The organism is Kineococcus gynurae, from assembly GCF_042433995.1.
GTDB classification, from domain to species: Bacteria; Actinomycetota; Actinomycetes; order Actinomycetales; family Kineococcaceae; genus Kineococcus; species Kineococcus gynurae.
In genome coordinates this window covers 287,273-299,922 of sequence record NZ_JBHLUI010000010.1, presented here as the reverse complement: position 1 = coordinate 299,922, position 12,650 = coordinate 287,273, and the positions used below count along the sequence as shown (strand labels likewise).

The window sequence follows — 12,650 nt, the reverse complement described above, 5'->3', positions numbered from 1 at the left end:
CCGACCCCCGAGGTCGGGCGTGTCGTGCTCGCGCACAGAACTCGCCCTCGCCCGGTTGCCCGGTGGTCCTCTTCAGGTCTCAACCGACCGCCGCCCGATCGATCCGGTCGACGCTCGCGGCTGCTGCGACAGCGAGCCCACCCGAAGGCGTGGCTCAGCACTCTGTCGCACAGCAACCCGGACAGTCTGCCACGCGAGGTGCACCGAAGGCCAATCGGGGCCCTGGCCACCGGCACATGCGCTGTCCTGCAGTGCGATCCACCCCAGGCGCACGAGCGGGGCGGGTCCTGGTCGGACCCGCCCCGCTCGTCACACCCGAGGTCGATCCGGAACGGCCCCGAGGGGCCGCCCCGTCTCAGATCACTTGAGGATCTTGACGACCCGGCCGGCGCCGACGGTGCGGCCACCCTCACGGATCGCGAACTTCAGGCCCTCTTCCATCGCGATGGGCTGGATGAGGTCGACCTTCATCTCGGTGTTGTCACCGGGCATGACCATCTCGGTGCCGTCGGGCAGCGTGACGACGCCGGTGACGTCGGTCGTCCGGAAGTAGAACTGCGGACGGTAGTTGTTGTAGAACGGCGTGTGCCGGCCACCCTCGTCCTTGGACAGGATGTAGGACTGCGCCTCGAACTCGGTGTGCGGGGTGATCGAGCCGGGCTTGACCACGACCTGACCGCGCTCCACGTCCTCGCGCTTGAGACCGCGCAGCAGCAGCCCGACGTTCTCGCCGGCCTGGCCCTCGTCGAGGAGCTTGCGGAACATCTCGACGCCGGTCACGGTCGTCTTCTGCGACTTCGGCCGGATGCCGACGATCTCGACCTCCTCGTTGACCTTGAGGATGCCGCGCTCGATACGACCGGTCACCACGGTGCCGCGGCCGGTGATCGTGAAGACGTCCTCGATCGGCATGAGGAAGGGCTGGTCGACCGCACGCTCGGGCTGCGGGATCGCGGTGTCGACCGCGTCCATCAGCTCGAGGAGCTTGCCGCCCCACTCCGCGTCGCCCTCGAGGGCCTTGAGCGCCGAGACGCGCACGACCGGGACGTCGTCGCCCGGGAACTCGTACGACGAGAGGAGCTCACGCACCTCCATCTCGACGAGCTCGAGGAGCTCCTCGTCCTCGACCATGTCGGCCTTGTTGAGGGCCACGACGATGTAGGGGACGCCGACCTGGCGGGCCAGGATGACGTGCTCCTTCGTCTGCGGCATGGGACCGTCGGTCGCCGCGACCACCAGGATGGCGCCGTCCATCTGCGCCGCACCGGTGATCATGTTCTTGATGTAGTCCGCGTGACCCGGGCAGTCGACGTGCGCGTAGTGACGCGCCTCGGTCTGGTACTCGACGTGCGCGATGGAGATGGTGATACCGCGCTGGCGCTCTTCGGGCGCCTTGTCGATCATGTCGAATGCCGAAGCCTGGTTCAGGTCCGGGTACTTGTCGTGCAGCACGCGGGTGATGGCCGCCGTCAGCGTCGTCTTCCCGTGGTCGATGTGACCGATGGTGCCGATGTTGACGTGCGGCTTAGTCCGCTCGAACTTCGCCTTCGCCACTGGGGGTCCTCCTCGGGACTATCGCTTCTGCCCCGCCCGGTGGATCGGGAGGGTGAGTTGTTCCGGACCCACCGTCTCAGGTGGCCGGGGTCGTACCCGCCGGGGGGTGTGTCACCCCCCGGCGGTGAGTCGGGGACTACTCCCCACGAACCTTCTTGACGATCTCCTCGGCGACGTTCCGGGGAACCTCGCTGTAGGAGTCGAACTGCATGGAGTAGACCGCACGACCCTGGGTCTTGGACCGGAGGTCGCCGACGTAGCCGAACATCTCCGACAGCGGGACGGTGGCCTTGACGAGCTTGGCCCCGCTGACGTCCTCCATCGACTCGATCTGCCCACGGCGGCTGTTGAGGTCACCGATCACCTCGCCCATGTAGTCGGCGGGGGTACGGACCTCGACGGCCATGACCGGTTCGAGCAGGACCGGGTCGGCGCGCTTGACGGCCTCCTTGAGGACCATCGAGCCCGCGATCTTGAAGGCCATCTCGGAGGAGTCGACGTCGTGCGCCGCCCCGTCGAGCAGGCTGGCCTTGATGCCGACGAGCGGGTAGCCCGCGACGACACCGAGCTGCATGGCGTCCTGGATGCCCGCGTCGACCGAGGGGATGTACTCCCGCGGGACGCGACCACCGGTCACCTTGTTGGCGAACTCGTAGAACGTGCCGTCGGAGGTGTCGAGCGGCTCGATGGTCACCTGGACCTTCGCGTACTGCCCGGACCCACCCGTCTGCTTCTTGTGGGTGTAGTCCATCTTCTCGACGGCCCGGCGGATGGTCTCGCGGTAGGCGACCTGCGGCTTGCCGACGTTGGCCTCGACCTTGAACTCGCGCTTCATGCGGTCCACGAGGATGTCGAGGTGGAGCTCGCCCATCCCCTTGATGATGGTCTGGCCGGTCTCCTGGTCGAGCTCGACCTGGAAGGTCGGGTCCTCCTCGGCCAGACGCTGGATCGCGGTGCCCAGCTTCTCCTGGTCGCCCTTGGTCTTGGGCTCGATGGCCACGGAGATGACGGGCTCGGGGAACGTCATCGACTCGAGCACGACCTGCTGCGCGGGGTCGCTCAGCGTGTCGCCGGTCGTGGTCTCCTTGAGCCCGATCATGGCGTAGATGTGGCCCGCGCGGGCCTCCTCGATCGGGTTCTCCTTGTTGGAGTGCATCTGGAAGAGCTTCCCGATGCGCTCCTTCTTGCCCTTGGTCGAGTTCACGACGCCGGTGCCGGCCGCGATGCGACCGGAGTACACGCGCACGTAGGTGAGCTTCCCGAAGAACGGGTGGGCCGCGACCTTGAACGCGAGGGCGGAGAAGGGCTCCTCGGAGTCCGGCTTGCGGATGATCTCGACGCTCTCGTCGCCGACCTTGTGGCCGATCATCGGCTTCACGTCGAGCGGCGAGGGCAGGTAGTCGAGGACCGCGTCGAGCATGGGCTGGACGCCCTTGTTCTTGAACGCGGAGCCGCAGAAGATCGGGTAGACCTCGCTGGCGATGGTCAGCTTCCGGACGGCGGTCTTGATCTCCTCGGGGGTGATCTCCTCCCCGCCCAGGTACTTCTCCAGCAGCGCCTCGTCGGTCTCGGCGACGCGCTCGAGCAGCTTGGTCCGGTACTCCTCGGCCTGCTCCTGGAGCTCGGCCGGGATCTCTTCCTTCTCGTACGCCTCGCCCTTGGCGGTGTCCCCGCGCCAGGTCAGGGCCCGCATGTAGACGAGGTCGATGACCCCGAGGAAGTCGTTCTCGGCCCCGATCGGCAGCTGCATGACCAGCGGCTCGGCGCCCAGGCGGTCGACGATGGTCTTCACGGTGAAGTAGAAGTCCGCGCCCAGCTTGTCCATCTTGTTGACGAAGCAGATGCGGGGGACGTCGTACTTGTCCGCCTGCCGCCACACGGTCTCGGACTGGGGCTCGACCCCCTCCTTGCCGTCGAAGACGGCCACCGCGCCGTCGAGGACGCGCAGCGACCGCTCGACCTCGACCGTGAAGTCGACGTGGCCGGGCGTGTCGATGATGTTGATCTGGGAGCCCTCCCAGAAGCAGGTGGTGGCGGCGGAGGTGATGGTGATCCCCCGCTCCTGCTCCTGCTCCATCCAGTCCATCGTGGCCGCGCCGTCGTGGACCTCACCGATCTTGTAGTTGATCCCCGTGTAGAAGAGGATCCGCTCGGTGGTGGTGGTCTTGCCGGCGTCGATGTGGGCCATGATGCCGATGTTGCGGACCTTGGTCAGGTCGGTCAGCACGTCCTGTGCCACGTCGTTACTGCCTCTTCCCTGGGATCGCGGAGGTGGATCGGCGGAGCGTTCGCACGCCCGCTGGGGTCACCAGCGGTAGTGCGCGAAGGCCCGGTTGGACTCGGCCATCTTGTGGGTGTCCTCGCGGCGCTTCACCGCGGCACCGAGCCCGTTGGAGGCGTCGAGGATCTCGTTGAGCAGACGCTCGGTCATCGTCTTCTCGCGACGCTGACGGGCGTAGCCCACCAGCCAGCGCAGGGCCAGCGTGGTGGAACGGCTCGGACGGACCTCGATCGGCACCTGGTAGGTCGAGCCACCGACACGGCGGGACTTGACCTCGAGGGCCGGCTTCACGTTGTCGAGCGCGCGCTTGAGCACGACGACCGGGTCGCCGCCCGTCTTGTCACGGGCGCCTTCGAGCGCGCCGTACACGATCCGCTCGGCGACGGACTTCTTGCCGTCGAGGAGGATCTTGTTGACGAGCTGCGTGACCAGCGGCGACTGGTACACCGGGTCGACGACGAGGGGACGCTTGGGAGCGGGACCCTTGCGCGGCATCAGCTCTTCTCCTTCTTCGCGCCGTAACGGCTGCGAGCCTGCTTGCGGTTCTTGACACCCTGGGTGTCGAGCGAACCGCGAACGATCTTGTAGCGGACCCCGGGGAGGTCCTTCACGCGGCCGCCGCGGACCAGGACCATCGAGTGCTCCTGGAGGTTGTGGCCGACACCGGGGATGTAGGCGGTGACCTCGATGCCGGACGTGAGCTTCACGCGGGCGACCTTGCGCAGCGCCGAGTTCGGCTTCTTCGGGGTCGTGGTGTAGACGCGGGTGCACACGCCGCGTCGCTGCGGGCTGCCCTTGAGCGCGGGCGTCTTGGTCTTGACGACCTTGTCCTCCCGGCCCTTGCGGACCAGCTGCTGGATGGTGGGCACCCTGTCTCCGTAATCCTTATCGATCTGTGTGGTCGGCCTGACTTAAGGCCTGACGCGCGGCCCGTCCGGAGCCTGCGCCGTCTAGCCTCCGCCGACCCACGAGGTCGGGCGTGTCTTCGTCTGCCACAGCGGCGTCCGTCGACCCTCCGACATCCTGTCGAGTTGTCTCCGGGCGCAGTCGTGCCAGGCGGTAACGAGGCTACCTGTTGAGCTGTAGCAGGGTCAAAACGACCGAGGTCGCCCGACCCCGGGCCGGTCCCGTTCCCCTGCAGGGGAACGGGACCGACCTGGTGAGCAGGTCAGCGGTAGTCGCTGCTGCCGTAGTCGTACTCCTCCAGCGGGACGGCCTGGCCGGCCCCCACGCCGAACTGCGCGTAGTCGACGTCGTCGTAGCCCGGCACGGAGTACATCTGCGCCTTGGCCTCCTCGGTCGGCTCCACCCGGATGTTGCGGTACCGGGGCAGGCCCGTACCGGCCGGGATGAGCTTGCCGATGATGACGTTCTCCTTGAGCCCGAGCAGCGGGTCGCTCTTGCCCTCCATCGCCGCGTTGGTGAGGACGCGGGTGGTCTCCTGGAAGGAGGCCGCGGACAGCCACGAGTCGGTCGCGAGCGACGCCTTCGTGATGCCCATGAGCTCCGGACGGCCGGAGGCCGGCTGGCCACCCTCCGCCATCACCCGACGGTTCTCCTCCTCGAAGCGGGCCCGCTCGACGAGTTCACCGGGCAGCATCTCCGAGCCGTTCTGCTCGATGATCGTGACCCGCTTGAGCATCTGCCGGACGATGACCTCGATGTGCTTGTCGTGGATCGACACGCCCTGGGAGCGGTAGACCTCCTGGACCTCGTCCACGAGGTGCATCTGCACCCGACGCGGCCCGAGGATCCGCAGCACCTGCTTCGGGTCGATGGCGCCCTGGACGAGCTTCTGCCCGACCGTGACCTGCTGACCGTCCTCGATGAGCAGACGCTGCCGCTTGGTCACCGGGTAGGCGATCTCCTCGCCACCGTCGTCGGGGGTGACGACGATGCGCCGGCCCTTGTCGGTGTCCTCGAGGGTGACCTTGCCGGGCACCTCCGAGATCGGCGCGTTCCCCTTCGGGGTCCGGGCCTCGAACAGCTCGACCACACGCGGCAGACCGTGCGTGATGTCACCGGACTCCGACGCCGCACCACCGGTGTGGAACGTCCGCATCGTCAGCTGGGTGCCGGGCTCACCGATCGACTGCGCGGCGACGATCCCGACGGCCTCGCCGATGTCGACCAGCTTGCCGCTGGCCAGCGAACGCCCGTAGCACTGGGCGCAGGTGCCGACGCGGGACTCGCAGGTCAGGACCGAACGGACCTTGACCGACTCCACCCCGCGACGCAGCAGGGCGTCGATGACGACGTCACCGAGGTCCTCGCCGGCCGCCAGCACGACCTCGCCGTCGACGACCACGTCGGTCGCCAGGGCGCGGGCGTACACGCTGGTCTCGACGTCGTCGTGACGCGCGAGCGAACCGTCGGAGTTCTTCTGCGCGATCGGCATCTCCAGGCCGCGGACGGTGCCGCAGTCGTCCTCGCGGACGATGACGTCCTGGGAGACGTCGACCAGACGACGCGTCAGGTACCCGGAGTCGGCGGTCCGCAGCGCGGTGTCCGCCAGCCCCTTGCGGGCGCCGTGGGTCGTGATGAAGAACTCCAGCACGGTCAGGCCCTCGCGGAACGAGGCCTTGACCGGACGCGGGATGATTTCGCCCTTCGGGTTCGCCATCAGGCCGCGCATACCGGCCAGCTGACGCATCTGCATCCAGTTACCGCGCGCCCCCGAGCTCACCATGCGGTGGATCGTGTTGTGCGTCGGCATGGCCTTCTCGAGGTCCTTGGCGACCTCGTTCGTGGCCTGGGTCCAGATCTCGATGAGCTCCTGGCGACGCTCGTCGTCGGTGATCAGACCGCGCTCGTACTGCTGCTGGACCTTCTCGGCCTTGGCCTCGAAGCGCTCCAGGATCTCCTGCTTGTTCGGCGGGGAGACGACGTCGGCGATGGAGACCGTCGTGCCCGAACGGGTGGCCCAGTGGAAACCGGCCTCCTTGAGGGCGTCGAGGGTGGCCGCGACCTGGACCTTCGGGTAGCGCTCGGCGAGGTCGTTGACGATCGCCGAGAGGCGCTTCTTGTCCACGACCGCGTCGACGAACTCGTAGTCCACCGGCAGGGCCTCGTTGAACAGGGCCCGACCGAGGGTGGTCTGGACCAGCAGGTCCTGGCCGGGGGTCCAGTCCTCGGGCAGGTCCCAGCTCTCCGGCGGCACGACGCCCGGCATCCGGATCCCGACCTTGGCGCCCAGGTGCAGCTCGCGGGCGTCGAAGGCCATGATCGCCTCGGCGACCGACCCGAAGGTGCGGCCCGTGCCCGGGGTGTCCTCGCGCTCGGCGGTCAGGTGGTAGATCCCGATGATCATGTCCTGGGTGGGCATGGTCACGGGACGACCGTCGGCCGGCTTGAGGATGTTGTTCGAGGACAGCATGAGGATGCGGGCCTCGGCCTGCGCCTCGGCCGACAACGGCACGTGCACGGCCATCTGGTCGCCGTCGAAGTCCGCGTTGAACGCGGTGCAGACGAGCGGGTGGATCTGGATGGCCTTGCCCTCGACCAGCTGCGGCTCGAACGCCTGGATGCCCAGACGGTGCAGCGTGGGCGCACGGTTCAGCATGACCGGGTGCTCGGTGATGACCTCGGACAGGACGTCCCAGACCACCGGGCGGGCGCGCTCGACCATGCGCTTGGCCGACTTGATGTTCTGCGCGTGGGACAGGTCCACGAGGCGCTTCATCACGAACGGCTTGAACAGCTCCAGCGCCATCTGCTTGGGCAGACCGCACTGGTGCAGCTTCAGCTGGGGGCCGACGACGATGACCGAACGGCCCGAGTAGTCGACGCGCTTGCCGAGCAGGTTCTGCCGGAAGCGCCCCTGCTTGCCCTTGAGCATGTCCGAGAGCGACTTCAACGGGCGGTTGCCCGGGCCGGTCACCGGACGCCCACGGCGGCCGTTGTCGAACAGCGCGTCGACGGCCTCCTGCAGCATCCGCTTCTCGTTGTTGACGATGATCTCGGGCGCACCGAGGTCGAGCAGACGCTTCAACCGGTTGTTGCGGTTGATGACGCGGCGGTACAGGTCGTTGAGGTCGGAGGTCGCGAACCGGCCACCGTCGAGCTGCACCATCGGCCGCAGGTCCGGCGGGATGACCGGGACGCAGTCCAGGACCATGCCCTCGGGGCTGTTGCGGGTGGTGAGGAACGCGGAGACGACCTTGAGGCGCTTGAGCGCCCGGGTCTTCCGCTGCCCCTTTCCGGTCGCGATGATCTCGCGGAGGTTCTCGGCCTCGGCGTCCAGGTCGAAGCTCTGCAGACGCTTCTGCAGGGCCGCGGCCCCCATCCCGCCCTCGAAGTAGAGCCCGAAGCGCTCGCGCATGGCGCGGTAGAGCACCTCGTCGCCCTCGAGGTCCTGGACCTTGAGGGTGCGGAAGCGGTCCCACACGGTGGCGAGGCGGTCGATCTCGGCGTCGGCACGACGACGGATCTGGGCCATCTCGCGCTCGGCGGACTCGCGCACCTTGCGGCGCACGTCGCTCTTGGCGCCCTCGGCCTCGAGCTCGGCCAGGTCGGTCTCGAGCGTCTTGGCACGGGCGTCGACGTCGGCGTCGCGACGGTTCTCGACCTCGCGCTTCTCGACCTCGATCTGGGCCTCGAGGGAGGAGAAGTCGCGCTGACGACCCTCCTCGTCGACCGAGGTGATCATGTAGGCCGCGAAGTAGATGACCTTCTCGAGGTCCTTCGGGGCCAGGTCGAGGAGGTACCCGAGACGGCTCGGGACGCCCTTGAAGTACCAGATGTGGGTGACGGGAGCGGCCAGCTCGATGTGGCCCATCCGCTCACGACGCACCTTGGCGCGCGTCACCTCGACGCCGCAGCGCTCGCAGATGATGCCCTTGAAGCGGACGCGCTTGTACTTGCCGCAGTAGCACTCCCAGTCCCGGGTGGGGCCGAAGATCTTCTCGCAGAAGAGCCCGTCCTTCTCCGGCTTCAGGGTGCGGTAGTTGATGGTCTCCGGCTTCTTGACCTCGCCGTGGGACCAGGTGCGGATGTCCTCCGCGGTCGCGAGGCCGATCCGCAGCTCGTCGAAGAAATTGACGTCGAGCAACGCAGTCTTCTTTCTGTCGCAAGTCTTCTGAGGTCTGACGTTCCGAGGAACCCTCGGTGGCGAGGGCTCCGTTGGGGTCGGCGGCGGGGGCCGGGAGAGCGGTCACGCTCCCCCGGCACCCCGTCCGTCAGACCTCTTCGACGCTGCTCGGCTCCCGCCGGGCGAGGTCGATGCCCAGTTCTTCGGCCGCCCGGAAGACGTCCTCGTCGCTGTCGCGCATCTCGATGGCCATGCCGTCGGAGGACAGCACCTCCACGTTCAGGCAGAGCGACTGCATCTCCTTGATGAGCACCTTGAAGCTCTCGGGGATGCCCGGCTCGGGGATGTTCTCGCCCTTGACGATGGCCTCGTAGACCTTCACGCGACCGGACACGTCGTCGGACTTGATGGTGAGCAGCTCCTGCAGCGCGTAGGCCGCGCCGTAGGCCTCGAGCGCCCACACCTCCATCTCGCCGAAACGCTGACCACCGAACTGCGCCTTACCACCCAGCGGCTGCTGCGTGATCATCGAGTACGGGCCGGTCGAACGCGCGTGGATCTTGTCGTCGACCAGGTGGTGCAGCTTCAGGATGTACATGTAGCCGACCGAGACCGGGTCCGGGAACGGCTCGCCGGAGCGACCGTCGAACAGCCGGGCCTTGCCGTCACCCTGCACGAGGCGGTCGCCGTCACGGGTGAGCGCGGTCGAGGACAGCAGCCCCGTGATCTCCTCCTCGCGGGCACCGTCGAAGACGGGGCTGGCGATGCGGGAGCCGGCGGGCGCCTCGCGGATCTCCTCGGGGATGAGCGCGGCCCAGTCCGGCTGGTCCTCGATCTTCCAGCCGCGCGAGGCGATCCAGCCCAGGTGCAGCTCCAGGACCTGACCGACGTTCATCCGGCTCGGCACGCCGAGCGGGTTGAGGATCACGTCGACCGGGGTCCCGTCCTCGAGGAACGGCATGTCCTCGACGGGCAGGATCTTGGAGATGACGCCCTTGTTGCCGTGCCGACCGGCCAGCTTGTCACCGTCGGTGATCTTGCGCTTGTTGGCCACGTAGACGCGCACCAGCTGGTTCACGCCCGGGGGCAGCTCGTCACCCTCGTCGCGGTCGAAGACCTTGACGCCGATGACCGTCCCGGTCTCACCGTGGGGCACCTTGAGGGAGGTGTCGCGGACCTCGCGGGCCTTCTCGCCGAAGATCGCGCGCAGCAGCCGCTCCTCCGGGGTCAGCTCGGTCTCACCCTTGGGCGTGACCTTGCCGACCAGGAGGTCGCCGTCGCGGACCTCGGCCCCGATCCGGATGATCCCGCGCTCGTCGAGGTCGGCCAGGACCTCCTCGGCGACGTTGGGGATGTCCCGGGTGATCTCCTCGGGGCCCAGCTTGGTGTCGCGGGCGTCGACCTCGTGCTCCTCGATGTGGATCGAGGACAGGACGTCGTCCTGCACGAGGCGCTGCGACAGGATGATCGCGTCCTCGTAGTTGTGACCCTCCCAGGGCATGAACGCCACCAGCAGGTTGCGGCCCAGCGCCATCTCGCCGCCGTCGGTCGAGGGACCGTCGGCCAGCACGGTGCCGACCTCGACCCGCGCGCCCTCGGAGATGAGGACCCGCTGGTTGTAGGCCGTGCCGTGGTTGGACCGGCGGAACTTCGCGACCTTGTAGGAGGTCTGCGAACCGTCGTCGTTGGAGACGGTGACCAGGTCGGCGGAGACCTCGGTGGCGACCCCGGCCTTCTCGGCCGTGATGACGTCACCGGCGTCGACCGCGGCGCGGTACTCCATGCCGGTCCCGATGAGCGGGGCCTCGGTGCGGACGAGCGGCACCGCCTGACGCTGCATGTTGGAACCCATGAGCGCGCGGTTGGCGTCGTCGTGCTCGAGGAACGGGATCATCGCGGTGGCGACGGAGACCATCTGGCGGGCGGCGACGTCCATGTAGTCGACGTCGTCGCGCGGGACGAACTCGGTCTCACCACCCTTGGCGCGCACCAGGACGCGGGCCTCGGCGAACCGACCCTCGGCGTCCAGCGGAGCGTTCGCCTGCGCGATGACGAACCCGTCCTCCTCGTCGGCGGTGAGGTAGTCGACCTCGTCGCTGACCTTGCCCTCGACGACCTTGCGGTACGGGGTCTCGATGAACCCGAACGGGTTGATCCGCCCGTAGCTCGACAGCGACCCGATCAGACCGATGTTGGGGCCCTCGGGGGTCTCGATCGGGCACATGCGGCCGTAGTGCGAGGGGTGGACGTCACGGACCTCCATGCCGGCCCGCTCCCGGGACAGACCGCCCGGCCCGAGCGCGGAGAGACGGCGCTTGTGGGTCAGACCCGCGAGCGGGTTGGTCTGGTCCATGAACTGCGAGAGCTGGCTGGTCCCGAAGAACTCCTTGATGGAGGCCACGACGGGACGGATGTTGATCAGCGTCTGGGGCGTGATCGCCTCGACGTCCTGGGTGGTCATCCGCTCGCGGACGACGCGCTCCATCCGGGACAGGCCGGTGCGGACCTGGTTCTGGATGAGCTCGCCGACGCTGCGAAGACGACGGTTGCCGAAGTGGTCGATGTCGTCGACCTCGACGCGGACGTCGACCGGCTCACCGTTGCGGGTCCCCGGCATCGAGGTCTCGCCGGCGTGCAGCTTCACCAGGAACTTGATGGTGGAGACGATGTCGTCGACGGAGAGGACGCTGTTGACCAGCGGCTGCTCCTGCCCCAGCTTCTTGTTGACCTTGTAGCGGCCGACCTTGGCGAGGTCGTAGCGCTTGGGGTTGAAGTAGAGGTTGTCGAGCAGGTTGCGCGCGGCCTCCTGGGTCGGCGGCTCGCCCGGGCGCAGCTTGCGGTAGATGTCCAGCAGCGCGTCCTCGACGCCCGTGGTGTGGTCCTTCTCCAGCGTGGAGATCATCGACTCGTAGTCGGCGAACTCCTCGCGGATCTGCGACTCGCTCCAGCCCAGGGCCTTGAGCAGCACCGTGACCGACTGCTTGCGCTTGCGGTCGACGCGGACGCCGACGGTGTCGCGCTTGTCGATCTCGAACTCCAGCCAGGCACCGCGCGAGGGGATGATCTTCGCGGTCCAGGTGTCGCGGTCGGAGGTCTTGTCCGGCACGCGCTCGAAGTAGATGCCGGGCGAACGCACCAGCTGGGAGACGACGACGCGCTCGGTCCCGTTGATGACGAAGGTGCCGCGCTGGGTCATGAGCGGGAAGTCGCCCATGAACACCGTCTGGCTCTTGATCTCGCCGGTGGTGGTGTTCATGAACTCCGCGGTCACGAACAGCGGGGCGGCGTAGGTGAGGTCGCGCTCCTTGCAGTCGTCCAAGGAGTACTTGGCCGGCTCGAAGCGGTGGTCGCGGAACGACAGCGACATGGACCCGGAGAAGTCCTCGATCGGGGAGATCTCCTCGAAGATCTCCTCCAGACCGGAGGTCTGCGGGACGTCGAGGCCGCCGGAGCGCGAAGCCTCGACGCGGTCCTGCCACCGCTTGTTGCCGAGCAGCCAGTCGAAGCTGTCCGTCTGCAGGGCCAGGAGGTCCGGGACCTCCAGCGGTTCACGGATCTTGCCGAAGGAGTACCGACCGGAGACGGTCCGGGCCGAGTTGGTGCTGGGTGCGGACGCTGTGGGCGAGGCGGCCAAGAGGGGTCCTTCCACGGGCCTGCTGGATCAATCGGGCGATCGTGTGAGCGCTGACCCGCCCCACCTGGTCGTCCCACGGGTCGACGACCGGCTATATGACATCTGGGCAGCGCAAATCGACACGATACCCGCGCAGGGCGCGGCTGTCCACC

Annotated in this window: 6 protein-coding genes; all 6 read right to left on the bottom strand. The window is 67.8% G+C overall.

The genetic code is table 11. The annotated features are described in order from the left end of the window. Positions 1–360: 360 nt before the first annotated feature. The 6 genes from tuf to rpoB all read right to left on the bottom strand — a co-directional run bounded on the left by tuf (position 361) and on the right by rpoB (position 12,498). Complete coding sequence (tuf, locus tag ACFFKU_RS15100; RefSeq protein WP_380139151.1) at positions 361–1,554, bottom strand: elongation factor Tu; 1,194 nt, start codon at positions 1,552–1,554, stop codon at positions 361–363. Positions 1,555–1,690: 136 nt separating this feature from the next. Beyond that, positions 1,691–3,793 carry an elongation factor G gene (fusA, locus tag ACFFKU_RS15095; protein ID WP_380139149.1) on the bottom strand — a complete coding sequence of 701 codons (2,103 nt, stop codon included), beginning with the start codon at positions 3,791–3,793 and terminating at the stop codon, positions 1,691–1,693. A 66-nt stretch (positions 3,794–3,859) separates the two neighbouring features. Then, complete coding sequence (rpsG, locus tag ACFFKU_RS15090; protein WP_380139146.1) at positions 3,860–4,330, bottom strand: 30S ribosomal protein S7; 471 nt, start codon at positions 4,328–4,330, stop codon at positions 3,860–3,862. After that, entirely contained in the window at positions 4,330–4,704 is a 375-nt protein-coding gene (gene rpsL / locus ACFFKU_RS15085; RefSeq protein WP_012084987.1) for a 30S ribosomal protein S12, read from the bottom strand. The genes rpsG and rpsL overlap by 1 nt, the downstream gene beginning before the upstream one ends. A gap of 299 nt (positions 4,705–5,003) precedes the next feature. Next, on the bottom strand, positions 5,004–8,885 hold the full coding sequence (locus tag ACFFKU_RS15080) for a DNA-directed RNA polymerase subunit beta' (protein ID WP_380139144.1): 3,882 nt from the start codon (positions 8,883–8,885) through the stop codon (positions 5,004–5,006). A gap of 127 nt (positions 8,886–9,012) precedes the next feature. Then, positions 9,013–12,498 (bottom strand): DNA-directed RNA polymerase subunit beta, encoded by a 3,486-nt coding sequence (gene rpoB, locus ACFFKU_RS15075; protein WP_380139377.1) that lies wholly within the window; start codon positions 12,496–12,498, stop codon positions 9,013–9,015. Positions 12,499–12,650 lie beyond the last annotated feature (152 nt).